Raw genomic sequence first — 26,593 nt, forward strand, 5'->3', positions numbered from 1 at the left:
CGCAAGGCCCTGGTCCCGAACCAACTAGGATGCCTTTAAGGCAATTTGAGGCAATAGGGCGGCAGCCCTATTTCGCGCAACATGGTCAACAGAGATTGCATCGTCTGCGGAGGTCAGAGGCGCCTGGTTGCCGCCTTTGATCCAATCCTCGAGGGTCGCCTCGACTAGCCGGGCAATCGCACCGAACCGGATCTTGCCGCCGATGAAGGCGGCCACGGCGACCTCGTTGGCGGCATTGTAGACGGTGGTCGCGCCCTTCCCGGTCCGGAGCGATTCGTAGGCCAGCCGCAGTCCCGGGAAGCGCTCGAAGTCCGGCGCTTCGAAGGTCAGCTGGCCGATCTTGGCAAGGTCGAGCTTGGCCGCGGGGCCCTTGATTCGATCGGGCCAGCCGAGGCAATGGGCGATCGGCGTCCTCATGTCGGGCGCGCCGAGCTGGGCCACCACAGAGCGGTCGGAAAACTCGACCATGCCGTGGATGATCGACTGCGGATGAACCAGCACGTCGATCTCGTCCGGCGAGAGCGCGAACAGATAGGACGCCTCGATCACCTCGAGCCCCTTGTTCATCATGGAGGCCGAATCGATCGTGATCTTCTGGCCCATGCTCCAGTTCGGATGCTTCAGGGCCTGCTCGAGCGTCGCCTGCTCGATGTCTGAGGGCTTCCAGGTCCGGAACGGGCCGCCGGAGGCGGTGATGATGACGCGGACGAGCTCGTCGCGATTGCCTGAGCTCAGCGCCTGGAACAGCGCGTTGTGCTCGGAATCGGCCGGCAGGATGCAGGCGCCGGCTTTTGCCGCGCGCTGCATGAAGAAGTCGCCGGCGCAGACCAGGCACTCCTTGTTGGCGAGCGCGACATGCGCGCCGCGATCGACCGCGGCGAGCGCCGGCTTCAGCCCGGCAGCGCCGCTGACCGCCGCCATCACCCAGTCGGCCGGACGCGCGCCGGCCTCGATCACGGCGCTTTCGCCGGCGCCGCATTCGGTGCTGGTGCCCGCGAGCGCAGCCTTGAGCTCGGCGAGCTTGGAGGTGTCGGCGATCGCGACATAGCGTGCGTTGAATTCCTTGGCGAGCTTGGCGAGCGCTGCGACATTGCCGTTCGCCGTCAGCGCCTCGACACGGTAGCGCTCGCGCGAGGCGCGCAAGAGATCCATCGTGCTGTCGCCGATCGAGCCGGTGGCACCGAGGACCGTGACGCTGCGAATGTCGGACGCAGCAAGCCTGTTGTTACGCAAGGGAACGGCGCTCATATCCTCACCAAACCATAAGACCGCTTCCGGCGCTATGCACACCATGGCGGAAAAAGCCGATAAACCAGGCCGCCAGGATGGCGGCGACAAAACCGTCCAGGCGGTCCATAAGCCCGCCATGGCCGGGAATTAAGTGACTGGAATCCTTGACACCGAAGCGCCGCTTCACGGCGGATTCGAAGAGATCGCCGAGCTGCGACACCACCGACAGGACGGCGCCGACGAGCAGCAGCGGAACCAGCTTTCCGATCCCGCAGGCGGCGAAACCGGCCGCGACCGCAAGGCTCGCCGCAAAGCCGCCAAACGCGCCGGCCCAGGTCTTTTTCGGGCTCACGCGCGGCCATAATTTCGGGCCGCCGATGCTGCGTCCGGCGAAATAGCCGCCGATGTCGGTCGCCCACACCACGAGCAGCACGAACATCAGCGCGGAGAAGCCGTTGACGAGATCCTTGCGCACCAGGATCGAGGCCAGCAGCGCCGCCGCCGCATAGGCAAATCCGCTCGCCGCCCACAAGAACTTGCCCCGGGCGATCAGCGTCACGATGGCACCGCCGATGAGGCCGGTGACGACGGAGGTCTTGAGCGCGCCGAAAGCGACGGAGGCTCCCATCATGGCGATCACGACCGTTCCTGCCCCGGTCAGCGTGGCCGATGCTGCGCCCACCACCATCAGCCATTCCGCGAACAGCCCGATCGAGACCAGGGTGACGAGAAGCGCCCACAACCAGCCACCGGCATAGGCGATCGCGATGGCCAGCGGCGCCAGCACTAGCGCTGCGAGGACCCGCATCACCAGATTGCTCGGGGCAGGCTTGGCGCCCGCCGATGCAGGATCGGGTTCGTTCACGAGGCGGTCTTCGCAACCAGGCCGCCGAAACGGCGCTCGCGCCTGGCAAATTCGGCGACCGCGCTTTCCAGCGCCGCCTTGTCGAAGTCGGGCCAATGGATCGGCACGAACACGAGCTCGCTATAGGCAGCCTGCCACATCAAGAAGTTGGACAGGCGCTGCTCGCCGCTGGTGCGGATGATGAGATCGGGGTCCGGGATGTCGGGCGCGTCGAGATGCGCGCCAAGCGTCTCGGCGTCGATCGTGGCAGGATCCCGCCTGCCCTCCGCGACCTCGCGGGCCAGCTTCTGCGCCGCCTTCGCGATCTCCTGCCGCGAGCCGTAGTTGAAGGCAACGACGAGCGTCAGGCGCGTATTGTCGCGCGTCAGCTCCTCGGCCTCGTTCAGCAAGGCGCAGATGTCGCTCTCGAGCCCCTCGCGCTCGCCGATGATGCGGACCTTGACGCCGTCGCGGTGCAGGCTCGCCAGGTCGTTGCGGATGAAGCGCCGCAGCAGGCCGAACAGGTCTCCGATCTCGCTCGCCGGGCGCGACCAGTTCTCCGACGAGAACGAGAAGATGGTGAGATAGCGGATGCCGAGCTCGTGCGAGGCGCGCACCACGCGGCGCAGCGCGTCGACGCCGCGGCGATGCCCTTCCGCACGCGGCAGACCGCGCGCGGCCGCCCAACGCCCGTTGCCGTCCATGATGATGGCGACATGCGCAGGCGCCTCGGACCTGTCGGGTCCTTCCGTTGCGGGCGCGGCGGCGTTGGACATGAAGGCGATGCCTTAAACGGTGAGGATCTCTTTTTCCTTGGCGGCCAGCAACTGGTCGATCTCGGCGATGGTGCCGTCGGTCGCCTTCTGCACCTCGTCGGCGTGACGCTTCTGGTCGTCCTCCGACATCTCGTGATTCTTCTCGAGCTTCTTGAGCACGTCGAGACCGTCGCGGCGGACATGGCGCGCGGCGACCTTGGCGGCTTCGGCATATTTGTGCGCGACCTTCACCAGCTCCTTGCGGCGCTCCTCGTTGAGCTCGGGAATGCGCAGGCGCAGCACCTGGCCCTCGGTCGCGGGCGACAGGCCGAGATTGGAATCCACGATCGCCTTCTCGACGGCCTTGACCATCGACTTGTCCCAGACCTGCACCGAGATCAGCCGCGGCTCCGGCACGCTGACGGTGGCGAGCTGATTGAGCGGCATGTGGCTGCCATAAGCCTCGACCTGCACCGGATCGAGCATCGAGGCGGAGGCGCGTCCCGTGCGCAGGCCGCCGAGCTCGTGCTTGAGCGAGGCGACGGCGCCCTGCATGCGACGCTTCACTTCGTTGAGATCGAAATTACCCGTGGCCATCACGTTTCTCCTTCAAAATCCCGGCGACCGCTCCGCACCGTCCGTTCGGCGCGCCAGATGAGCCGTCAGCCGGCGACGATGGTTCCGTGGCCGACGCCACGCAGAATCGCGCCGATCGAGCCCGGCTCCGCGATCGAGAATACGATGATAGGCAGCGATGTCTCGCGGGCAAGCGCGAAGGCGGTCGCATCCATCACCTTGTAACCGCCCTCGATCGCCTGCGAATGCGTCAGGCGGTCGAACCGCGTCGCGGTCGGATCCTGCTTCGGATCGGCCGAGTAGACCCCGTCGACATTCGTCGCCTTCAGGACCGCCTGCGCGCCGATCTCGGCGGCCCGCAGTACCGCGGTCGTGTCGGTGGTGAAGAACGGATTGCCGGTCCCGCCGCCGAGCAGCACGATCCGTCCCTCGGCCAGGTATTTGTGTGCCGCAGTGCGGGTAAACAGCTCGGAAATCTCGGGCATGACGAAGGCCGACAGCGTCCGCGCCGGCGTTCCCTTGCGCTCGATCGCCGCTTCCAGCGCGAGGCAATTCATCATGGTGGCGAGCATGCCCATGGTGTCGCCGGTGGTGCGCGACACCCCGCGGGATGAGACCTCGACGCCGCGGACCATGTTGCCGCCGCCGATCACGACCGCGACCTCGGTGCCGAGATGGCGGGCCGCGATCAGATCGGCCGCAACCCGGTCGACGGTCGGCTGATCGATGCCAAAGCCTTGCTGTCCCGCGAGATACTCGCCGGACAGCTTGATCACGACGCGACGATAGACCGGATCAGTCATGAGCACTTTCCTTGTCCGGGCGCCGCTTCCGGCGGCACGCCGGAAGGAACTTCCGGCGCTTACTTCTTGCCGCTGGCCGCGGCGACCTCGGCCGCGAAGTCGCTTTCCTGCTTCTCGATTCCCTCGCCGAGAGCATAGCGCACAAAGCCCGCGATTTTCACAGCGCCGCCGACCTTGCCCTCGGCCTCCTTCACCGCCTGCGCCACCGACTTGCCGGTGTCGTGGATGAAGGCCTGCTCGAGCAGGCAGACTTCCTTGTAGTAGGTCTTGAGGCCGGACTCGACGATCTTCTCGATCACGTTCTCGGGCTTGCCCTGCTGACGGTACTTGTCGGCCAGTACGTCCTTCTCGCGCTTGACCACGGCCGGATCGAGGCCGGACGGATCGAGCGCCAGCGGGTTGGCGGCCGCAACGTGCATCGCGATCTGACGGCCGAGCGCTGCGAGCTCATCGGCCTTGCCCGGCGATTCCAGCGCCACGATCACGCCCATCTTGCCGGCGCCGTCGATGACGGCACCATGGACGTAGTGCGAGACCACGCCCTGGCTCACCTCGAGCGCGGCGGCGCGGCGGAGCGTCATGTTCTCGCCGATGGTGGCGATCGCATCATTGATGGCGGTTTCGATCGTGACGTCGCCGACCTTGGCGGCCTTGATCTTCTCGACGTCCGCTCCGACGTCGAACGCGACCTGGGCGATCATCTTGACCAGGCCCTGGAACTGGCCGTTGCGCGCAACGAAGTCGGTCTCGGAGTTGACCTCGACCACGACGCCCTTGGTGCCCTTGGTGAGCGCGCCGATCAGGCCCTCGGCGGCGACGCGGCCCGACTTCTTGGCGGCCTTGGACAGCCCCTTCTTGCGCAGCCAGTCCTGCGCTGCTTCCATGTTGCCGTCGTTTTCGGTGAGCGCGGCCTTGCAGTCCATCATGCCCGCGCCGGTCGATTCGCGCAGGTCCTTGACCATCGCAGCTGTGATCGTTGCCATCGTTGAAAATCCTTTGTGCCTGCCGGTTTGCCGCGGCGCGGCATCGAATCGCCCCGCCGCGGTCCATCTCAGGAATTCGCGTCAACTGAAATGGTGGCCGGACCCTATCCGGCCAACCCATCGCTCTTTTTGACTATTCCGCTTCCGCGGTCAGCGCCTTGGCCTTGGCCACCCAGGCATCCGCACGGCTCGGCAGACCGACTTCTTCGCCGATCGTGTGCGCGGTGTCGTGGTCGAGCTCGGCGAGCTGCCAATAGTGGAAGATGCCGAGGTCGTTGAACTTCTTCTCGATCGCGCCCGACACGCCCGGGAGCTTCTTGAGGTCGTCGGCAGTGCCGCGGGGACCCGCAAGGCCCTGGAAGCCGCTCGAGGACGCCGCCGGCAGCTCTTCGGCGACCGGCTGGGCCGAGGCGCCGACGTCGATGCCCGAATCGCCCTGCGCGCGCGAGATGCCGTCGATCGCCGCACGCGCGACGAGATCGCAGTACAGCGAGATGGCGCGGCCGGCGTCGTCATTGCCCGGCACCACATAGGTGATGCCCTTCGGGTCCGAATTGGTGTCGACGATCGCAGCGACCGGGATGTTGAGCCGCTGGGCTTCCTGGATCGCGATGTCTTCCTTGTTGGTGTCGATCACGAAGATCAGGTCGGGCAGACCGCCCATGTCCTTGATGCCGCCGAGCGAGCGGTCGAGCTTGTCGCGCTCGCGCTGCAGCGTCAGGCGCTCCTTCTTCGTGTAGGAATTGGCTTCGCCGCCCGAGAGCACGTCGTCGAGGTGACGCAGGCGCTTGATCGAGGCCGAGATCGTCTTCCAGTTGGTCAGCGTGCCGCCGAGCCAGCGCGAATTGACGAAATACTGCGCGCAGCGCTTGGCCGCGTCGGCAACGCCGTCCTGCGCCTGGCGCTTGGTGCCGACGAACAGGATGCGGCCGCCCTTGGCCACCGTGTCGCTGACGGCCTGGAGGGCCTGGTGCAGCATCGGCACGGTCTGGGCGAGGTCGACGATGTGGATGTTGTTGCGGGTGCCGAAAATGAACGGAGCCATTTTCGGATTCCAGCGGTGAGACTGGTGACCAAAGTGCACGCCAGCTTCGAGCAGCTGACGCATAGTGAAATCGGGCAGTGCCATCGTTCTAATTCTCCGGTTGGTTCCTCCGGAAACGTGTGAGCAAAACGGAGCGTTCACGCCCCGGTTGCCACCGGACGGCCTTGTGAGCCATGTTTCCGTGTGAGATGGCGCGCTATATAGCGCCATTTCGGCCAGAAGCAAGGAAATAACGGCCTTTGGGGACGCCTCTAGGCTGCTATCGCATCCCGGCATCCCCTGCCCCTTGCACCTTCTAACACCTGGGCTGGCCCGGGGGGCAGCTCTTCGGTGGCGGGCCGGCCGGCCGCGGAGGCGCATGCGGCGCCGCGGCCATCGGCGGCGGCGCCGGTCGGGCGACCGGAGGTGGTGGCGGCGGCGGCGCTGGCCGCGCAACCGGCGGCGGCGGTGGTGCCGGCCGCGCCATCGCTGGCGGAGGCGGCGCCGGCCGGGCAACAGGTGGCGGTGGCGCCGGCCGCGCCACGGCCACGGGCGGAGGCGCCGCTCGCGGCGGCGGAGGTGGCGCAACGCGCGGCGGAGGCGGCGGCGTCGGCCTTGCCAGAGCCTGAGGAGGCGGCGGAGCGGCTGGCCTGGCGGCCTGCGGTGGCGCTGGCGCGGGCCGATGATCCTGAACTCCGGACGGTGTCCGCGCCGCTACAGGCGGCGGCGGAGGTGTCGCGGGTTTGACCGCAGTCGGGGCCGCGGGCTTGCCGGTGGCCGCGCTCGGCGGCGGCAAAGCGCCCGGCTGGGGCCCGCCCGGCCTGCCGCGCAGGTCAGGCACAGGCGGGGTCGTTGTCCCCGGCGGCCTGGGCAGGGCCGCGGACGGGCTCGCCGCGGTTCCGGAAGCCGGCGGGTGATTGGGCGTCGTTGCCGCGTTCGGCTGCGCCGGCGGAACGTTGCCGCTCGGCGCCGTGGCGGTCGCGGCGGGCTTGCCAGGGGATGGGACGGTCCCGGGCACAGCCCCTGCCCTGGCCGGCGGCGGCCCGCCGGGGGTGCCGGGCACGGGCAGCGTATTGGCCGGCGGCAGCTTGGTCGGGGCCAGCGCTTGCGGGGTTGCTGCGGCGTTGCCGGCGGGAGCGTTCGCGCTCGGACTGGGCGTGCCGCCGGGCGTCCCCGTCGCGGGCGGCGCTCCGGCCGGCGGGCTGCCCGGAGATCCCGGCACCGGCAGCGTATTGGCCGGCGGCGGCTTGGTCGGGGCCAGCGCTTGCGGGGTTGTAGCGGCGCTGCCGGCGGGAGCGTTTGCGGTCGGACTGGGTGTGCCTCCCGGCGTCCCAGCTCCGGGCGCCGCTCCGGCTGGCGGGCTGCCGGGAGCTCCCGGCGGCGGCACAGTATTGGCCTGCGGCAGCTTGGCGCCGGCGGGCGGCGGCGCTGTCGTGCCAGGGGCGACATTGGCCGGAGCTGGTGTCGCGATACCCGGCCTTGCCGTCGGCTGGATCGTCGCGCTCGGCGGCATCGGCGCCTTGCCCTGCTGGATCAGGGCGGCGCGCTGAACGACCGCCTGCGGCACGGCGGGACCTGCCGGCGTGGCGCGGCCGGCAACCGCCGGCGCCAGATTGCCAGGTCCGATCCCAGATCCGAGCGCCGGCCCCGCGGCCGGCAGCGGCGCCGGCGGTCGGTTGATGACGGTGTTGATGACCGTGGTGTTGTGGATGTTCTGGTAGATGATGTTGTTCGGCGGCGGCGCGACATAGACCGGCGGCCTCACGAACACCGGGATCGGCACGAACACCGGCTGCGGCAGCACGAACAGGCCGACCACGGGCAGCGGCGGCGGCAGCACGACGAAATCCGGCGGCGGCGGCGGCAGATAATAGACCGGCGGCGGCGGTGGCGGCGCGAAGCCGAAATCGGGATCGCTGAAGTAAAGCACGGGGCGGTCGACATAGACCACCTCCTCCGGCGGCGGTGGCGGCACGTCGTACTCGATCATCGCGAAGGTCGGCGGCGGCTCGGGCGGCGCGGTGAGGATCGCAAGGCGGCGCCGCGCGTCCGCCGCATGCGGCCCGCGCGGATAGCGGCGCAGATACGACCAATACGCCTCCGGCGTGTCGGTCCGGTAGGTCCGCCGCCAGGTGATGGCTTCGCGGCGTGCGGCAACGATCGCCATCACGCGCTTGGCGAGGGGATCGTTCGGATAGGCCGCGAGAAACTCCTCATAGGCCGCCAGCGTGTCGCGCTCGAGCGCGGCGGCATAGGCGTCCTGCACGCCGAGATCGCGGATCGGCTTGCCGCGGATCGCGGCGACCTGGTCGGGCGCAGCCTGCTGCGGCGGCGCATCGGGCGCGCGCTCGAAGAACGAGAATGGCGCCGAGATCTTCTGCTCGTTCCAGGGCACCTGCGCGCCCTTGGAGGCCTCGTTGACGCGCAGGCGGACGCGGTCGAACACCTCGGGCAGCGGCAGGCCGCCGGTGCGGATCATCTCGGCGAGCGACTGCGCATAGATGCCGTAGGGCCCCGGCTCCTCCGGCGCCACCGTGCCGGGCGCGGCATTGAAGGCGATCAGCATGTTCGCCTCGGGCTCGACCAGCGCCAGACCGCTCGCGATCGGCTGGCCGCCCTCGATGAAGGGCTGCGCACGGGCTGCGTCGAGCACGACGATATTGGACTTGAGTGGAATCGAGCCGAGCTGGCGCGCATAGTCGCTGATGCGCAGGGCCTCGGTCGGTATGTCGGTGTCGCGGCTGATGTTGGAATCGACCGGGATGAAATAGTTCTCGCCGGCGAGCTGCACGCCGTAGCCGGCAAGATAGATCATCGCGACGGTGCCCGGGCCCGACGCCTGGGCCTTCTGGATGAAATCGCGCAAGCTCTTGCGCAGCGTGTCGCCGTCGAGATCGCGCGCGCCGACCACGTCGAAGCCGGCCGCCTGTAGCGTCTGCGCGATCAGGCCGGCATCGTTCGCGGTGGTCGCGAGCGGCGATTTGGCATAGGCGCCATTGCCGACCACGAGCGCGATGCGCTTTTCCTGCTGCTGGGCACGCGCCTGATGCGGCGCGCCTGCGGCAAGGACCGCCATCGGCAGGAGAAGGCAGAGGAAGACTTTGAGCGTCCCACGCATGGCTTGTGCCTGCTTTTGTGGTTGAGGTGGCCACCGCATATACCGCATATCAGGCGCGCGGCCAGCTGAATGGCACTTGAACGAAAAGCGCGGATTGAGGCGGCGGCATGGCGCCGCCGCTGCCGGCGTCAGGCCAGCGTAAGATGCACGACGAGGCGGTCTTCCGCTCTGGCCTCCGGTTCACGCCGCGCCGCGAGGCCGAAGCCAATAAACACCTCACGCGCGCCTATTCGGCCAGCCGAAGCTCGGCAACCGTGGTCCGCGCAGCCTGCTCCTCCAGCGGCAGGAAATCCAGGGGCCCCTGATTCTTGTAACCCGAGGTGATCGCGAGCGTGAGGCCCCAGCCGAGCAATCCCGTACTCGAATTTGCGATCATCGCGTTTTTTCGCTCGCTGTAGCGCGCCACGAAGAACACGGTCTGGCCCGATCGAGCTGTGAAGTCCACGCGCGTGACGCCGAGCGCTGCCTCTTCCGCAACGAATTGATGTTGGCCTGCGGGCCGGTCAACATAGACGTAGGTCCCCGTCTTCAGACCTTTGATCGGCATTCCATCGATGCTGAATGCCCAGTCAGGATCGCCAAGCCCGCCGAAGCCCTTTTCGCGAAGGACGACCACACGTGCCTGCCCTGCTTTCGGTGGCCCGATCTTTCGCTCTATTGCCGAATAGTCGAGCCCGCTCCTGGTGGTTTCACAGCCGCACAGCAACATTGCGGCCACGAATAGTACCAGCCCACGCAGCAACACCACGATCACGCCCCCAGAAATTCCCCGGAAGCATCCTAGTGGAAAACACCGCGTAGTTGCAACAGCATCCGGCGACCACTGTGTGGAGCGTCAACGGGATATCCGCCGGCCGGCCTCTCCCTGGAAGAGGCGCGACCACCCCACGCCGATGCTCTCAGCCCTGTGCCAGCAAATCGACGGTCCCGGTGCTCAGCCGATAGATCCCGCCGACCACCTTGAGCTTGCCCTGCTCGACCGCAGCGTTGAGGATCGGGGCGGCCGTCTTCAGCTTGGCAACGTTGTCCATGACATTCTGGCGGATGGCGTTGTCGAGCGCATTTCCGCTCTGCTGGGCCGCCGTCTTCACCGAAGGCGCGATAGCGGCGACGAGCGTCGGGATGTGCCCAGGCAGCGGCTTGTCGTCCTTCAGCGACTTGATCGTGGCATCGACCGCGCCGCAATTGTCGTGGCCGAGCACCAGGATCAGCGGCGTGCCGAGCACGGCGACCGTATATTCCATGCTCGCAACGGTCTCATCGCCCGCGAAATTTCCGGCGACGCGGCACACGAACAGGTCGCCGCGTCCGCTGTCGAAGGCATATTCGGGCGCGATGCGTGAATCGGCGCAGCTCAACACGGCTGCGTAGGGATTCTGGCCGCCGACCAGGGCCTCGCGCTCATGCTTGAAGTCGTGGCGGCGCGACACACCTGACACATAGCGCGCATTGCCTTCCATCAGCCGCTTCAGCGCCGCATCGGGCGATAACACGTTCTGCGGCTTCGGCGGCGCCTTCGCCTCCTTCGCCAGCGAGGATCCGCCAAACATCGCCGCAGCAAGTGCCGAACCGGCAAAAAGCATCATCGAGCGCCTGGACGCACCAACAGGTTGATGCAGGTCTTCAGAGCATTTGTCGCACATGGATGTATTTCTTTCTTGTTTCCCGCCGAACGAGATTGTCAAGGCAGCAACTGATAGCTGCACTCGCGCAAGTTCGAAACCACGCGCGAGCCGAATAGTTAAGCTTTGGTTTGCAGCTGTGCAACCAATGTCAGAGCTGCTGCACGTCCACCACGCCTGCCACCGCCTTGATCGCGCCGGCGATCTGCGGCGAGACCTTGAAGCGGCCGGGCAGCTTCATCTCCACCTCGGTCTCGAGGTCGAGCATCAGCACCAGCGAGACCTCGCCGTCGCCGTTTCCGCGCGGTGCGATGCCGGGACTACCGACCTTCGGCGCGCCGCCGTTGGCGGCCGCCATCTCGGGCCCGGCGAGACGCTTGGCGATCGAGTCCAGCGGCTTGGTGTCGCGCAGGAAGATGCGCAGCCCCTTCTGCGTCTTCGCCGCGGCGTCATCGAGCGGCTCGGCATGCAGCACGCGGGCGCGGACGTCCTCGCCCTGAAGCTCGGCCCCGAGTTGCAGCAGCACGGCCGCGCCCGGCTCCAGCACGTCGCGATATTGCGCAAGGCCTTCCGAGAACAGCACCGCCTCGAAATGGCCGGTGGGATCGGACAGCCCCATGATGCCCATCTTGTTGCCGGTCTTGGTACGCCGCTCCATGCGCGAGACCACGGTCGCGGCAACCTTGCCGGCGGTGGCGCCGGTCTTCACGGCGCGCGAGAACTCGGCCCAGCTCTGCACCCGCAGCCGCTTCAGCACGGTCGCGTAATCGTCGAGCGGATGTCCCGACAGGAAGAAGCCGATCGCGTCGTATTCGCGGCGCAGCCGCTCGGCCGGCAGCCATGGCTCGACCTGCGGCAGCATGATGGTCGGCGCATCCGCCGACATGCCGAACATGTCGTTCTGGCCGATGGTCGCAGCTTCATGCGCGCGCTGGCAGGCGGCGAGGATCGCATCCGCACCGGCAAAGACGCGCGCCCGGTTCGGCTCCAGCGTGTCGAAGGCGCCGGCGGCGGCGAGACTTTCGATGATGCGCTTGTTGATCGCGCGCGGGCTAACGCGCGCGGCGAAATCCGCGAGCGAGGTGAACAGGCCGCCCCGGGTGCGCTCCGCGATGATCTGCTCGATCGCCTGGATGCCGACGCCCTTGAGCGCGGCGAGCGCGTAGTAGATCGTGTTCTCGCCGACCTCGAAGGTCGCGCCCGACCGGTTGATGTTCGGCGGCTCGACCTTGATGCCGAGCCGCTGCGCCTCGGAGCGGAATTCGGAGAGCTTGTCGGTGTTGTTCAGATCGAGCGTCATGGACGCGGCGATGAACTCCACCGGATAATGCGCCTTCATGTAGGCGGTGTGGTAGGACACCAGCGCATAGGCCGCCGCGTGGCTCTTGTTGAAGCCGTAGTCGGCGAATTTCGCCAGCAGCTCGAAGATGGTCTCGGCCTGCCCCTTCGGCACGCCGTTCTTCACGGCGCCCGCGACGAAGATGTCGCGCTGCTTGTCCATCTCGGCGCGGATCTTCTTGCCCATGGCGCGGCGCAACAGGTCGGCGTCGCCGAGCGAATAGCCCGACATCACCTGCGCGATTTGCATCACCTGCTCCTGGTAGATGATGACGCCGAAGGTCTCCTTCAGGATCGGCTCCAGCACGGGGTGCAGATATTCCGGCTCCTCGTCGCCGTGCTTGCGCGCGCAATAGGTCGGGATGTTCGCCATCGGGCCCGGCCGATAGAGCGCGACCAGCGCGATGATGTCCTCGAAACGGTCGGGGCGCATGTCGATCAGCGCCCGCCGCATGCCCTGGCTTTCAACCTGGAACACACCGACCACGTCGCCGCGCGCCAGCATCTGATAGCTCTCGGCATCGTCGATCGGCAGCGTGGCGAGATCGACATCGATGCCGCGCGGCTTGAGCAGCTTGCAGGCGACGTCGAGCACGGTGAGCGTCTTCAGGCCGAGGAAGTCAAACTTCACGAGACCCGCCGGCTCGACCCATTTCATGTTGAACTGGGTCACCGGCATGTCGGATTTGGGATCGCGGTACAGCGGCACGAGCTCGCTCAAGGGGCGATCGCCGATCACGATGCCGGCCGCGTGGGTCGAGGCGTGGCGGGTCAGGCCTTCGAGACGCTGGGCGATGTCGAAGGCGCGCGCCACCACGGGATCCTCGTCGCGGAACGCCTGCAGCTTCGGCTCGCTCTCGATCGCGGCGGCCAGCGTCACCGGCGCCGCCGGATTCTGCGGCACCAGCTTGGTCAGCTTGTCGACCTGGCCGTAGGGCATCTGCAGCACGCGGCCGACGTCGCGCAGCACGCCGCGCGCCTGCAGCGTACCGAAGGTGATGATCTGCGCGACCTGGTCGCGGCCGTAGCGCTGCTGCACGTAACTGATCACCTCGCCGCGGCGGTCCTGGCAGAAGTCGATGTCGAAGTCCGGCATCGAGACGCGTTCCGGATTGAGGAAGCGCTCGAACAGCAGGCCGAACTTGATCGGGTCGAGGTCGGTGATGGTCAGCGCCCACGCCACCAGCGAGCCTGCGCCGGAGCCGCGGCCCGGCCCGACCGGAATGCCGTGAGCCTTGGCCCATTTGATGAAGTCGGACACGATCAGGAAGTAGCCCGCGTACTTCATGCGCATGATGACGTCGAGCTCGAACGCCAGGCGCTTGTTATAGTCTTCTTCCGTCGTGCCCTGAGAGAGGCCGTGCACGCGCAGACGGTTGGCGAGCCCCTCCTCCGCTTGGCGCTTCAGCTCGGCCGCCTCGACGGCGGCGGCATCCGAGCTCGCCGCGGCGCCGACGGTGAAGAACGGCAGGATCGGCTTGCGCGTCATCGGCCGGAACGAGCAGCGCTCGGCGATCTCCACCGTCGAGGCCAGCGCCTCCGGAATGTCGGCGAACAGCACCGCCATCTCGGCGCGCGTCTTGAAGCGATGATCCGGCGTCAGCTGCACACGGTCGGTCTCGGCGATCAGCCGGCCGCCGGCGATGCAGAGCAGCGCATCATGTGCTTCGTAATCGTCGGTGGTCGCGAAATACGGCTCGTTGGTCGCAACCAGCGGCAGTCCCTTGGCGTAGGCGATGTCGATCAGGCCGCCTTCGACGCGCCGCTCCTTCTCGGCGTTGTGGCGCTGCAATTCGATGTAGAGACGGTCGCCGAAAAGAGCGGCCAGACGCTCGCACCGCGCCCCGGCGAGCTCGGCCATGCCGCCGGCGAGCGCCAGCGAGATCGGCCCGTCCGGCCCGCCCGTCAGCGCAATCAGGCCCTCGGTCTCGCCCTCGAGCCAGTCGAGCTTGATGAACGGAGCATGGCTGTCCGGCGATTCCAGGAACGCGCGCGAGTTCAGCCGCATCAGGCTGCGATAACCGCGCTCCTGCGCGGCGAGCAACACCACGCGCGAGGGTCCCATCGCGTTGCGCGCGTTGGGATCCTGATCGCCGAAATCGATGGCGAGCTCGCAGCCGACGATCGGCTGGATGCCGGAGCCCGCCATCTTGTCGGAGAACTCCAGCGCGCCGAACAGATTGTCGGTGTCGGTCAGCGCCAGCGCCGGCTGGTGGTCCTTCTTGGCAAGCTCGGCGAGCTTGGCGATCTTGATCGAGCCCTTGAGCAGCGAATAGGCCGAGTGAACGTGAAGGTGGACAAATCCGGCGCTCGGCATGGTCGCGTGACGGCCTCTTGCAGATGAGATGGAGCGGTCGCCGGCGCCTCAAGGCATCATGCACTCGCGGCCGACTCGCCTCTCAATGGTGGGGTCTCACAGCTTGAGAGTCCACGCCGGAGCGGCCGCTTGGGCGCGTCGTCCTGCTTTTCCCCAAGAGGTCGGAGAAGGCCGGCCTACAGCTGCGGAATGACCTGGGCCCAAATCGCGATCATCCCGACGAACAGCGTGATGGACGCCAGTGCGGCGGCTTCTTCCACGAAAACCCTGAACATGGCCTGCTCCCTTGTTGGAACGTATGAAGAACATTGTTCTCATTTCGTTCTATGGAGTCAAGCGATCCGGAAGCCGCCGAAAGGAGATGGTTAACTCGCTGAAGACAAACAGAAAAAAGCCCCGGCCGAGGCCGGGGCTTTCGTCAGCCGCTCACGTGGAGCGGTCAGTCTCAGTAACGGCCGATCATCGGGCCGCCGAACTTGTAGTTCAGGCGGACGAGACCCATGTCGATGTCCTGCCCGATGCGTTCGACAGCGCCACTGGCGAAGGTGACGTTGTGGTCGCCGAGGAAGATGTGGTTGTACTCGACGCCGACCGTCCAGTTCGGAGCAAAACCAAACTCCAGGCCCGCGCCAACCGTGGCACCCCAGCGGGTCTCGTCGGCCCGGTCGAGATTCGCACCCGTCACGACGCTGTAGACGTCGTACTTGTTGCTGACGACCGCCGCACCGCCCTTCGCGTAGAGCAGGACGTTGTTCCAGGCATAGCCAACCTGGCCTGTGATCAGACCGAACGCATCGACGCGCGTCCGGTTCCGCAAACCGGTGATTGCGCTGATGTTGTCACCCGAGAAGTCGGCCCAGTTGCCCTGGCCCTCGAGACCGAACACGAACTGGCCGGACTGAAAGCGGTAACCGATCTGGCCACCGACGGTGCCGCCGGTCGAGTTGTGGGAGCCTTCCGGACCGAAGCCGACCAGATCCCACGACGTGTCAGCCGAACCGCCGCCGCCGTTGATACCGATGTAGAAGCCGCTCCAGTCATACACCGCAGCGATCGCCGCGGGCGGTGCTTTGGTGTAGGGCCGTGCCGCGAGATCAGCCGCAAGTGCCGGCGCAGTCGCACCAAGCGCGACCAGGCTGACAGCTGCAAGCAACAAATTCTTCTTCATTTGATTCCCGTTCCAGTTTCTTCAGTAGTGGGCCCCCCGGCCGTGGGTCGTCATAACAGCGATCGACGGAATTGCTGTAGCCGCGGCGCCACAGTCTGATCGAAAGGACTTTGCTCATTAACGAATGCTAATCGAGCATCGCGGACACCCTATCAAACAAGGGGTTTTGCAGCAGTTTCAATGTTGACGAGGCGAGACAAGCTGCATGCGCGCGCAACATCGTCGCGCGCACATTCGCGTGATGGAAGAGGCGAATGCGAACAAGTTCCTCGTCCAAATTGTCGCCATCTTTTCGCTCGCTTTCATCACATTCGTGGGCGCGTCAATCGCTAGCTCGCCTCCGCGCGTACTTCGCCGGACAAAGCGACACCCCATACGCGATCAGAGTCGTCTGCGTGATGAGGCCAATCAGCGACAGTGCCTTTTGGAAGCTGCAGCCTCACACACCGTCTTTCACCTGAAAAGCCCGCCTGAAGCGGGCATCTCGAAGGATGGTCGCAGGAACGGCTGAACAGCTCTCAAATGCCATAGCCCTGCGATGAGCGCGCTGCGTCTGCTCAGCTTTGCCAGGGCGCATTGCGGATCCGCGTGCACGCGTTCGGCCTTTGGAAGCTCGGATCGTGATCTGCGATGTAGTCGAAGTTAACCGTCCCGAACGTCGTCTGCGGTTTCTTCAGCGCCGAGCAGGTCTGTACCTTCACGAACTCGTTCTTGAAGTCACCGCGCGGGAACGCCGAGATCACCTGCTCGCGCTGCTCCGGTGTGTAATGATCATACCCGATGCCCACCACATCCACCAGAACGCCTGCGTTGGTGAGCGCGATTTCCGGTCTCATATATTGCGGAATGCCGGGTGTGGTGTGCAGGGCGATGGCCTCCCACACCAGATCGGCCTGGGAATCAGCGATGCCGCGTGCCCGCAGAAACTCGCGCGCTGCATCGGCACCGTCGACTTCAAACCGCTTGGTCGCGGTATGGTAGTGATCGACGAGGCCGAGGTCGTGAAACAGGGCCGCGACATAGAGAAGCTCGGAATCAAACTTCAGCTTCTGGCGCAATCCCGTCATCGCGCCGAACACGTACACGCGAACGGAATGGTTGAACAACATCTCGTCTTCGTAACTGCGCACCAGCTCGGCGGCCTCGCGAGCCAGTTGGCTGTCGGGAATTTTGACGCCGGAGATCACTCTCGTCATTTTCAGGTTCCTGCTTTCTGTTTCGGCTGATTCCCTTCGGGTCAGGCGGCCTCCTCGAGCGCGGCCTGCGGCGTATTTCGAAAGCTGATCGACATGCGATTGTACGCATTCATCAGGCTGATCGCGATCGTGAGATCGACCAGCTCGCGCTCGCTGAAGACTTTGCGAACGGCTTGATAGGCCTCATCCGGGACGTTGGTCTCGGCGACGCGGGTGATCGTCTCGGCCCACGCGAGAGCCGCACGCTCGCGCTCGTCGAAAAGATGGCCCGCCTCGGCCCAGGCCTGGACCAGCGCGATCTTTTCGATCTTCACGCCGCTCTTCAGCAGGTCGCGTGTATGCATGTCGAGGCAGTAGGCGCAATTGTTGATCTGCGACACGCGAAGATAGACCAGGGTGACAAGCGTCGCGGGAAGTCCGCTCTGCATGACGTAGCCGTAGACACCGCCCAGCGCCTTCATACCTGCCGGTGCGACGTGATTGTAGTTGAGCCGTTCGCTCATCTGCCTGCTCCTTGATGATCGGGGGATGAATCTCCCTCTTGCCCCCTTAGGTGCCCCTGCACTGGTCCACAAAAAAGCACCAAGAACGTACAAAACTCGTGTACCACGCAGGCATGACGAGGCCGCTGCATCTGGAGCTCGATCGATCTGCAAAGACGCCGCTGGCCGAGCAGATCCACAAGGGGATCAGGACCGCGATCGAAAGCGGCGTTCTCGCCCCGGGCGCACGCCTGCCCTCTTGGCAGGATCTCGCCGCCCAACTCGGCGTCGCCCGCGGCACCGTACGGGTGGCGTACGAAAAGCTCTCATCCGCCCAACTGATCGTCGCAAGCCGTGCGACTGGAACCCATGTCGCCGACCGGCCTTCGTTCCCAGTAAGGCGGGACAGGGCCCCGTCGCCCGGCTCGTTCATGGAAATGTACCAGGAGCTGACGGCGGGACCCGCGATCTTCCAGATGGGCGTGCCTGCGCAGGAGACCCTTCCCGCGACGTTGCTGGCGCGGATGCGCGCTCAGGCAGTTCGGGCGGAGGTGAGCGCACCGGCGATCTACCCCGATCCACGCGGCGAGCTGGCGTTGCGGCGCGAGATCGCGGCCTACCTCGCGCTGGCGCGCGGGATCGAATGCGCGCCGTCCCAGATCATCGTCACTGCCGGTTTCAGCGGCGGCCTTGGCTTGGCGCTCCGCGTCCTCGGACTCGAGCAGAAGAAGGCCTGGATGGAGGACCCTGGCTTTCCCTTTACCCGGCAGGGTCTCGCGCTCGCGCGATTGTCGGTTGCGCCGATCCCCGTTGATGCGGACGGCATCGATGTCGATTACGGCATGAAACATGCTCCTGATGCGGCACTGGTGGTGGTGACACCGGGCCAGCAGGCGCCGCTCGGCTCCACATTGTCGCTTGTGCGGCGCTCACGCCTGCTCGACTGGGCAGCGCAAAGCAAGGCATGGGTGATCGAGGATGACTATCTCAGCGAGCTTCAGCTCAAGGGCCGGGCGACGCCGGCGCTCGCATCGCTCGACCGCGCCGGCCGCGTCATTCACATCGGCTCTTTCAGCAAGACTGTGACGCCTGCCCTGCGGCTGGGCTTTGTCGTCGCACCGGCCGCCCTGGCGTCGCAATTTGCCGAAGCTGCTGCGTGCCTTGCGCCCGCGCCTGGGCCGGCGGTGCAGCGCGCGATGGCCGACTTCATGCGCGAGGGCCATTATCTGCGGCATCTTCGGCGCACGAAGCGGGTTTACGCTGCACAAGGCGATGCATTGCTGAAGTACCTTCGCGCGCGCACCGCGAACATTGCGCTTGCCGGGTTGGCGGCGGTGCTGCAATTGGCGGACGGAGCACCCGACCTGGCCATCGACAGGGAAGCAGCACGGATGGAACTTGCGCCTACGCCGCTGTCGCTCTGGTATGCGTCGAACGGACCAGTGCGCCCGGGACTTTTGCTCGGCGTGGCAACGTCTCCGCTCAAACGAATTGAGGCGTCCTGCGATCGACTGTTGCAAATCATCGATCGTCTGACCTGATCTTGACCTGACGGACGACAGCACGCCGCGCATGGGTGCGTTGCTGCGGTGGCGTGAACGAAGTAAGCGTGCACCGGCCGGCCATCAAAAGTTGTGATAACGGTGGTCCTCATATAGGGTCGAACCTCTTCCTCGCCGTGCGTGGTCGCTTGCTGCATGCATGTCCGTATCCTGCTCCTCCTTGCCTCGCTCTTGCTTCCCGGCACTTTGCGTGCCGAAGCAATGCCGGCCGAGAAAGCCGGCTTCGCCTCCAGGCTGACGATCTATCTCGCCAAGGGACCACCCGATGCATGTGGCCCGGGCTGCGATCGCTGGATTGCCATCGAGGGCGAGATCGATCGGGAGGCTGCGCTGCGCATTCGCCGCTTCCTCGCCGCCGTCAAGGACCTGCAGCGTCCGATCTATCTCCATTCGCCCGGCGGCAACGTCGAGCAGTCCTACGCGATCGCGCGGTTGCTGCGCAGCCGCAAGGCGGTTGCCAGGGTTGGCCGGACGATCGCGACCGCCTGCGCCGCGGGCACGCAGGTGGATGCCGCCTGCCTGAAGCTCAAGAACGCAAGCGGCGAGGTCGAGGCCGAGCTCACCACGACCCGCGCCATGTGCAACTCGGCCTGCGCATACCTGTTTCTGGGGGCGGCATCGCGCGAGGTCGCCCCCGACGCCACAATAGCGGTCCATAATTCCAAGCTGGTGCTCGCCTTCGACGGACGGCCCGATCCGGCGGCGGTCGCGGAATACAGGCGTCGCCGGCTCCTTGCCGCCGATCGCGATCGCGCCGCGTTCATCGCCGCGATGGGAATTGGTCGCGAGCTCGATTCGCTGATCCGGACGGTGAAATTCGAAAGCCTGCACGTGCTGACGCGATCCGAGCTCCACGGTTTCGGCATCGACACGCGACCGCTCGTCGAAACGAACTGGACGCTGGAGAAAGAGGCCCGGCCGTTCGTCCGCAAGATCGCGACCGCAAAGAAGGCGAACGGCTCCGCGTTCCGAACGATGGAGCTGCGCCTGTCTTGCGAAAGCAGCAAGGGCGCACCGCTGACATTTGCGGCCGAGGTCGACGAAACGGCCACCGGCAAGAGCACGATCCTGATCACGGCGGATGCCGACAAGGAGAAGACGGCCGGAGGATCTCCGCTGCGGACCGGCAAGCACGAGGTCTGGCGCAGCAACATCGACCCCGACATGGTCAAGGCGATACTGGCCTCCCGCTCCCTGCATGTCCGCGAAAGCACGCCGATCGCGGACGACAAGACGGACATCATGACATTCGAGCTCGACCTGGCGGGCCTGCCGTCACAATGGGCTCGGCTCAAGGCATCCTGCGCATTGCCGACGCCGGGCCCGACAAGCTCCTGGCCGACGTTGCCTGGGAAAGCGGCTCCCTGGCAGGCAGCTCATTGGCCCGAGAGCCCTTGGACGCCCGCCCCCCAACTGACCGTCAGCACAAACCCTCGACCCGCTCCGTCGCCTTGAAATGACGTCGGACATCGCCCCGGGGGCGATTCAACGCGGCAAACATTCATTCATCCCTCATCGAGCAGGGAGCGGACCTTGGCGGCCAGGTCCTCGATCGCAAAGGGCTTGGACAGCAAATGCTTGCCGGCATCGAGCACGCCATTGTGGACGATCGCGTTGCGCGTGTAGCCGGTGGTGAACAGCACTTTCAGATCCGGGTATCGTCTCGACAGCTCGGCCGCGAGTTCGGCACCGGTCATGTCGGGCATGACGACGTCGGTGAACAGCAGATCCGGAACGAAACCGCCTTCGATTTTGCCGATCGCCTCCCGGGCGCTGGCGGCCTCGACGACGGTATAACCAAGCTCGCGCAGGCTTTCGGAGGAGATGCCGCGGACCCGCTCGTCGTCCTCGACGACGAGGATGGTCTCGCTCTGCGGACTTGCACCGGGATGTGGCACGCCGTGCGACGGAGTTGAGACAGGCTCCTCGCCCGCGAAGCGTGGAAGATAGATCTTCACCGTCGTACCGACATCCACCTCCGAATAGATTTTGACATGGCCGCCCGACTGCCGCACGAAGCCGTAGACCTGGCTGAGGCCAAGGCCAGTCCCCTTGCCGACGATCTTGGTCGTGAAGAACGGATCGAAGACCTTTCCCAGCACGTCCGCCGCAATGCCCGTGCCGTTGTCCGTCACCGCAATGAGCACGTACTGCCCGGGCTGCAGCGCGTATTCGCGAGCGTATTTTCGATCTATCGAAGCGTTGGCGGTTTCGATCGTCAGCCTGCCACCCTTCGGCATGGCATCGCGTGCATTGACAGCAAGATTGACGAGAGCGCTTTCGAGCTGGGCAGGGTCTGCCTTGACGCGCCATAGGCCAGCCGCGAGGACCGTCTCGAGACGGACGAGCTCGCCGAGCGAGCGCTCGAGCAGCTCACTCATCTCACCGACCATCTTGTTGATGTCCACGACCTCGGGCGCAAGAGGCTGCTGCCGCGAGAACGCCAGCAATCTTTGCGTCAAGGTGGCGGCACGGTTCGCTCCGTCCGTGGCGCTATCGAGGAAGCGGTCAATGTTGAGCTCGCCCTTGCCGAGCCGCCGCTTGGCGAGATTCAAGCTGCCGAGGATGACGGCCAGCATGTTGTTGAAGTCGTGGGCGATCCCTCCGGTCAATTGCCCGACGGCTTCCATCTTCTGCGATTGCCGCAATTGCTCCTCGGCCTTCATGCGCTCGGCGATCTCGTCGGCGACACGTTGCTCCAGCTCGGCATTGAGCGCTTCGAGCCTGGTCAGCAGCCCGGCATTGTCGATCGCGGTCGCGGCGTGGCCGGCGATGCCGAGCAATGCGGCCTCGTGCTCCTCGTGGAATCGACCGACCTCCGCATGACCGAAGAAAAGCCCACCGAGCACCTCGCCGCTGCGCGAGATCACGGGGACTGCAAGGTATGACCGGACCGGGAGATGGCCCTCGGGCATGCCTTTCCGCGGCGCATTCTTGCCATAGCGCGGGTCTTGCAGGATGTCGTCCGACCTCACCACGCCCGTGCCCTTAAAGGTCGGCTCGAACACGGCGGTGGCGCGCGGCATCGGGAAGTTTTCGAAAGCGGATCGCGGCACGCCGGACAGCGAGTACAGCATGTAGCTGCCTCCGTCCGCGGCCGGGACGTTGTAGAAGAAGGCGCCGAACTGGGCGCCCGTCAGCTCGACGCCGGCATCCGTCACGATCTGGACGATCCTATCGAGATCGCGTTCGCGGGCAACTGATGCCCCCGTGTCGTTGAGGATCCTGAGATGACGCTCGGTCTTCTTTTGGGCGGAGATATCCAGCACAGTCCCGATGAATCGCGTGGCCTGACCATTGGAAAAGATCGTGTGGCCCGTTGCGGCGATCCAACGCTCGACGCCATCCTCGATACCGACGGTCCGGTATTCGATGTTGTAGCTTCCCGGAGAATTGGGCTGTAACGCGGTCGAGACGGCCTCATGAGCGCGCTGCCTGTCGTCGGGATGAATGCCTTTCAGGAATGAGCCCTCATAGCTGACCTCGGCATTCGGTGAGAGACCGAACACCTCCTTGCAGCGGCTATCCCATCGAAGGACATCGTTGATCGGATCGTAGTCCCAGGTGCCGATTCCGGCGGCCTTGTTGGCGAGGACCAGCCGTTCGGCAGCTTCGCGCGCCGCCTGCTCGGATCGGACGCGCTCGATGTGCGCCCATGATCGCTCCGTCACCTCGGTCAGCAAGGCAAGTTCGCGCGGCGTCCACAGATGCGAGCCGCGGTGATGAATGGCCATCAAAGCGGTCAGGCGCCCTTCCTTCACCAAGGGCATGCAGATCGTCGAACCGATCCCGATGCGCTGGAAAGTGGCGGCTTCCTCGGGAGCGATCTCCTTCAGGTTGTCGTTGATGATGAGGGGCCGCCCGGCGCCCAGCTCTCGCACCGCCTTCTCGCCGAAGTCGGCAAGACTGTAGTGCCCCACTATGTGCATCGCACCGGGGGCCGCCCAATCCCCGCGGATGGTGAAGCCGTCCTGATCGGGATCCATGTCGGCATAGGCGCAGTTGGAGACGCCGAGATACTCACCGACCATTCGCGTCGTCACTGCCATGACGCCGTCGGCATCGCGCGTCTTGGCCGTTTCCTTATTGAGAGCGTCGAGGAAGATGAGCCGCGCCTCGTTCTCGCGCACCGCGCTCTCGGCGCGGCGACGTTCGACGGCGGTGCGGGTGCGTTCGGCAACCTCTCGGATGAGCTCTAGCTCTGCTGCGCTCCATTCGCGCGGCATTGCATTGTTCAGGTAGAGCAGCGCCACGACCCCGTCGGGCTCGGAGATCGGCATGTTGACCAATGCGCGGGCCGAGATTGCCTCGAGAGCTCGGGCGCGGTCGCCGACGCGAGGGTCCTTTCCAGCATCAGCGCAGACGACCGTCTCACCCCGCTTCAAGTCTTCGATATAGCTGCCATAGTCGCGAAAGCGCAGCACGCCGGCCAGGCTCGAGATCCCAGGCGCATTCCAGTCGCGCGCGATCGTGATGGTCTCTGCGGAGGTATCGACGGTGCCGTAACCTGCCCGGCTGACATTGAGGCTGCGGCCCAGCAGCTCCGCCGCCGCATAGGCGAGATCGTCGGGGTCACCGATCTCCCGAATATAATCGCCGAGGGTGGCTAAGACGGCGTTGCGGTCGGCCGAGGCCCCACCGGTCGCTGTCGTCATCGGTCAACCCCGAACACGTCCCTTGCTCCACCTGCACACCGATGAAACGGTAACCGTAGGATTGCCCTTAGGTTCCCCGGCGCAAGGGGGGTGCTCCGGATGCTGCTTAGCCGACGTGGCGTGATGCGGCGGAAGCGCGCTCTCAAAGGCGGCTTAGACCGGCGTATAGATTACGAGCTTCAACGCGGGATCGTCATTGGCCTGGAAGCTGGTGTGCTCGAAGTGCAGCACGCCCTTGGTCGGATGGTTCATGGTCTTGCGGCCCGAGATCGTGCTGCGAACGTCGTGCGCCTCCCACCATTCGACGAATTCCGGACTGCCCTCGCGCAGCCGCGTCAGCAGCTCCGTGAAGGCGGGATCGCCGGCCCAGACGTCGTGATTGGCGCGAAACATCGCCACCATCGCCTTGGCTACGTCGGTCCAGCCGGCGCCGTAGGATTTTCGCGTCTGCTTGTTCGTCAACATAAGAAGCAGCGTGTTGCGATCCTGCTCCGGCAATCGCCCGAACCCGAACACCTCCTCGGCCGCATCGTTCCAGGCCAGCACGTCCCAGCGCCGGCCGGTGATGTAGGCCGGCTGATGCAGGCTCTCGATCATGCGACGAATGGGCGGAGGCACGATCTCGCGGGTGAAGGGGCTCCTTGCGGGCTCGCGCGCCAGCGCCTTGAGGTGGGCGTGCTCGGCCTTGCTGAGACGGAGGGCCCGGGCCAGCGCATCCACGGTGGTCACGGACGGGCTGACCGTGCGGCCCTGCTCGAGACGGATGTACCAGTCGACGCCGATGCCGGCGAGCTGCGCAACCTCCTCGCGGCGCAGCCCCGCGGTGCGCCGGCGCCGGCCCGCCGGAAGGCCGAGCGCCTTCGGCGACAGCTTTTCGCGGCGGGACCTCAGGAAGTCGCCGAATTCAACGCGGCGTGGATCGGCCATGACGAATGTCCCTGCGATAGAGGGCCTATGGAATACTAGGATAATACCAGGCCTTCCTGACTTCCGCCAGGGCAGCGCATACGGACCTCACCCGACGTCGAGGTGAACATCATGAAAGCTGCCGTACTCAAATCCTTCGGCTCGCCGCTGGCGATCGAGACTGTCCCCGAACCGGTGCTCGGCACCGGCGAGGTCATCATCGACGTCGTCGCGACGCGCGTGCTGTCCTACATGAACGAGGTCTTCGACGGGACGCGCAATTATGCGCTCGACCTGCCAATCATTCCCGGCCCCGGCGGCGTCGGCCGGGTGCGCGCGATCGGGCCGGACGCGACCAGGCTTGACGTCGGCGACTGGGTGTTCTGCGATCCCACAGTGCGCTCGCGCGATGACGCCGCGGCGCCGGATATCGCCCTGCAGGGCCTGACCGCCGCGGGACCCGGCGGCATGCGCCTGCAACAGCACTTTCGCCACGGCTCCTTCGCCGAGCAGATGCGCGTGCCGACCGAGAACGTCAAACCGCTCGGCCCGATCACGTCCGAGCAGGCGACACAATGGTGCGCGCTGGGCACGCTGCTGGTGCCCTATGGCGGTTTTCTCGCGGCAAACCTTCGCCCCGGCGAGACCGTGCTGGTGAGCGGCGCCACCGGCAATTTCGGCAGCGCCGCAGTCTCCGTTGCGCTGGCGATGGGCGCAGCCTGCGTGATCGCGCCCGGCCGCAACGAGACGATCCTCGCCGATCTCGTCCGCCGCTTCGGCGGCCGCGTCAAGCCGGTCAGGCTCACCGGCCATGAGGACGACGACCGCGAAGCGATGAAGCGCGCCGCGCCGGGGCTGATCGACTGCGTGTTCGACATCATGCCGCCCTCGGTGAGCCCGATTGTGGTGCGGGCCGCCGTCATGACGGTGCGCGCTTACGGCCGCGTCGTGCTGATGGGCGGCGTCGGCATGGCCGGCGGCGCGGGCCTCGAGCTGCCCTACCCCTGGATCATGCGCAACTGCATCAGCATCCACGGCGTCTGGATGTATCCGCCCGATGCGGCCAGCCGCCTGATCGCACTGGTGCGTGCCGGGCTGCTGCGGCTGGAAGAGTACGAGACAGAGACCTTCGATCTCGACCACGCCAACGAAGCCGTGGCGCATGCTGCCGCCAATGGCGGACCGTTCAAATTGACGGTGATCAGGCCCTGAATCGTGAGGCGGCGACGGACCGCCGTCTTCGATTTTTTTCGGAAGTCTCACCAAGCACTTGGCTACTGTGCATGGGGTTGTTTTCGAGCTCTTTAGTCGAGCTCGACCACTTGGCCGTGCGACAGCGAGACCCGCCGGTCCATGCGGCCGGCGAGCTCCATGTTGTGGGTCGCGATCAGCATCGATACGCGCGTCGCCTTGACCAGTTGCATCAGGGCCTGGAACACGTGCTCGGCGGTGCCGGGGTCGAGATTGCCGGTCGGCTCGTCCGCAAACAGCACGCGCGGCGCGTTGGCCACTGCACGGGCGATGGCGACACGCTGCTGCTCGCCGCCGGACAGCTCGGCCGGACGATGGGTGATGCGGTCGCCGAGGCCGAGATAGCCGAGGATCTCCTTGGCACGCTTGACGGTCTCGGACTTCTTCAGGCCGCGGATCATCTGCGGCAGCATGACGTTCTCGAGCGCCGAGAACTCCGGCAGCAGCCGGTGCGACTGGTAGACGAAGCCGATATCGGTGCGGCGCAGCTGCGTGCGCTCGATGTCGGGCAGCTGCGAGGTCGGCGCGCCCGAGACATAGACCTCGCCGGAATCGGGGGCTTCCAGCAGCCCCGCGATGTGCAGCAGCGTCGACTTGCCCGAGCCCGACGGCGCCACCAGCGCGACCGACTGACCGGCCCACAGCGCCAGCTTGGCGCCGTCGAGGATCGTCAGCGGCACCTCGCCCTGCAAGTACTGTCGCTTTATCTCGTGGAGATAAATGACCGGTACATCTTCTGCCCCCTGCTGCTGCTCCATCAGCC

At 65.9% G+C, this 26,593-nt stretch carries 20 protein-coding genes; 3 read left to right on the top strand and 17 right to left on the bottom strand.

From position 1 onward, the window contains the following. Positions 1 to 24: 24 nt before the first annotated feature. The 14 genes from dxr to I6F17_RS18250 form a co-directional block, all read right to left on the bottom strand. Complete coding sequence (gene dxr / locus I6F17_RS18185; RefSeq protein WP_225124091.1) at positions 25 to 1,248, bottom strand: 1-deoxy-D-xylulose-5-phosphate reductoisomerase; 1,224 nt, start codon at positions 1,246 to 1,248, stop codon at positions 25 to 27. A gap of 4 nt (positions 1,249 to 1,252) precedes the next feature. After that, positions 1,253 to 2,095, bottom strand: a complete 843-nt coding sequence (locus I6F17_RS18190) for a phosphatidate cytidylyltransferase (RefSeq protein ID WP_036038910.1) — start codon at positions 2,093 to 2,095, stop codon at positions 1,253 to 1,255. Next, a complete protein-coding gene (locus I6F17_RS18195) occupies positions 2,092 to 2,850 on the bottom strand; it encodes an isoprenyl transferase (protein ID WP_036038912.1) in 759 nt (252 codons plus the stop codon). The genes I6F17_RS18190 and I6F17_RS18195 overlap by 4 nt, the downstream gene beginning before the upstream one ends. Positions 2,851 to 2,862: 12 nt before the next feature. Then, positions 2,863 to 3,426, bottom strand: coding sequence for a ribosome recycling factor (gene frr / locus I6F17_RS18200; RefSeq protein WP_025036556.1), 564 nt, complete (start codon positions 3,424 to 3,426; stop codon positions 2,863 to 2,865). A gap of 65 nt (positions 3,427 to 3,491) precedes the next feature. Continuing rightward, complete coding sequence (gene pyrH / locus I6F17_RS18205; protein ID WP_036038914.1) at positions 3,492 to 4,208, bottom strand: UMP kinase; 717 nt, start codon at positions 4,206 to 4,208, stop codon at positions 3,492 to 3,494. Positions 4,209 to 4,267: 59 nt separating this feature from the next. After that, positions 4,268 to 5,191 (bottom strand): translation elongation factor Ts, encoded by a 924-nt coding sequence (gene tsf / locus I6F17_RS18210; RefSeq protein WP_036038916.1) that lies wholly within the window; start codon positions 5,189 to 5,191, stop codon positions 4,268 to 4,270. Between the two features lie 133 nt (positions 5,192 to 5,324). Next, positions 5,325 to 6,320, bottom strand: coding sequence for a 30S ribosomal protein S2 (locus I6F17_RS18215; RefSeq protein WP_036010040.1), 996 nt, complete (start codon positions 6,318 to 6,320; stop codon positions 5,325 to 5,327). A gap of 211 nt (positions 6,321 to 6,531) precedes the next feature. Continuing rightward, a complete protein-coding gene (locus tag I6F17_RS18220; protein ID WP_225124090.1) occupies positions 6,532 to 9,333 on the bottom strand; it encodes a caspase family protein in 2,802 nt (933 codons plus the stop codon). Positions 9,334 to 9,559: 226 nt separating this feature from the next. Further along, positions 9,560 to 10,087 (bottom strand): DUF2846 domain-containing protein, encoded by a 528-nt coding sequence (locus tag I6F17_RS18225; RefSeq protein ID WP_225124089.1) that lies wholly within the window; start codon positions 10,085 to 10,087, stop codon positions 9,560 to 9,562. 145 nt (positions 10,088 to 10,232) lie between these two features. Then, positions 10,233 to 10,976, bottom strand: a complete 744-nt coding sequence (locus tag I6F17_RS18230; protein WP_225124088.1) for a carbonic anhydrase — start codon at positions 10,974 to 10,976, stop codon at positions 10,233 to 10,235. Between the two features lie 130 nt (positions 10,977 to 11,106). Next, positions 11,107 to 14,610, bottom strand: coding sequence for a DNA polymerase III subunit alpha (gene dnaE, locus I6F17_RS18235; RefSeq protein WP_225124087.1), 3,504 nt, complete (start codon positions 14,608 to 14,610; stop codon positions 11,107 to 11,109). A gap of 445 nt (positions 14,611 to 15,055) precedes the next feature. Next, positions 15,056 to 15,778, bottom strand: a complete 723-nt coding sequence (locus tag I6F17_RS18240) for an outer membrane beta-barrel protein (protein ID WP_225124086.1) — start codon at positions 15,776 to 15,778, stop codon at positions 15,056 to 15,058. Positions 15,779 to 16,335: 557 nt separating this feature from the next. Further along, positions 16,336 to 16,974: an HD domain-containing protein gene (locus I6F17_RS18245; RefSeq protein ID WP_036025269.1), complete on the bottom strand. Its 639-nt coding sequence runs from the start codon at positions 16,972 to 16,974 to the stop codon at positions 16,336 to 16,338. Positions 16,975 to 17,015: 41 nt separating this feature from the next. Beyond that, positions 17,016 to 17,477: a carboxymuconolactone decarboxylase family protein gene (locus I6F17_RS18250; RefSeq protein WP_036025271.1), complete on the bottom strand. Its 462-nt coding sequence runs from the start codon at positions 17,475 to 17,477 to the stop codon at positions 17,016 to 17,018. Between the two features lie 113 nt (positions 17,478 to 17,590). Between I6F17_RS18250 and I6F17_RS18255 the strand changes: the two genes are divergently transcribed. Together I6F17_RS18255 and I6F17_RS18260 are read left to right on the top strand one after the other, a co-directional pair. Then, a complete protein-coding gene (locus tag I6F17_RS18255; protein ID WP_225124085.1) occupies positions 17,591 to 18,997 on the top strand; it encodes a PLP-dependent aminotransferase family protein in 1,407 nt (468 codons plus the stop codon). Between the two features lie 156 nt (positions 18,998 to 19,153). Next, positions 19,154 to 20,473: a hypothetical protein gene (locus I6F17_RS18260; protein WP_225124084.1), complete on the top strand. Its 1,320-nt coding sequence runs from the start codon at positions 19,154 to 19,156 to the stop codon at positions 20,471 to 20,473. A 50-nt stretch (positions 20,474 to 20,523) separates the two neighbouring features. Here I6F17_RS18260 and I6F17_RS18265 read toward each other — a convergent pair whose 3' ends face one another. Further along, entirely contained in the window at positions 20,524 to 23,673 is a 3,150-nt protein-coding gene (locus tag I6F17_RS18265; protein ID WP_225124083.1) for a GAF domain-containing protein, read from the bottom strand. 153 nt (positions 23,674 to 23,826) lie between these two features. After that, a complete protein-coding gene (locus I6F17_RS18270; RefSeq protein ID WP_225124082.1) occupies positions 23,827 to 24,600 on the bottom strand; it encodes a helix-turn-helix transcriptional regulator in 774 nt (257 codons plus the stop codon). A 111-nt stretch (positions 24,601 to 24,711) separates the two neighbouring features. Here I6F17_RS18270 and I6F17_RS18275 point away from each other — a divergent pair, with 111 nt between their 5' ends. Continuing rightward, positions 24,712 to 25,791, top strand: a complete 1,080-nt coding sequence (locus I6F17_RS18275; protein WP_225124081.1) for a zinc-binding alcohol dehydrogenase family protein — start codon at positions 24,712 to 24,714, stop codon at positions 25,789 to 25,791. A 92-nt stretch (positions 25,792 to 25,883) separates the two neighbouring features. Here the strand turns inward: I6F17_RS18275 and I6F17_RS18280 are convergent, their stop codons facing one another. Beyond that, entirely contained in the window at positions 25,884 to 26,588 is a 705-nt protein-coding gene (locus tag I6F17_RS18280) for an ABC transporter ATP-binding protein (protein WP_036038941.1), read from the bottom strand. Between the last annotated feature and the right edge of the window lie 5 nt (positions 26,589 to 26,593).

It is taken from the genome of Bradyrhizobium sp. NBAIM18, from assembly GCF_020193825.1.
Classification (GTDB): domain Bacteria; phylum Pseudomonadota; class Alphaproteobacteria; order Rhizobiales; family Xanthobacteraceae; genus Bradyrhizobium; species Bradyrhizobium yuanmingense.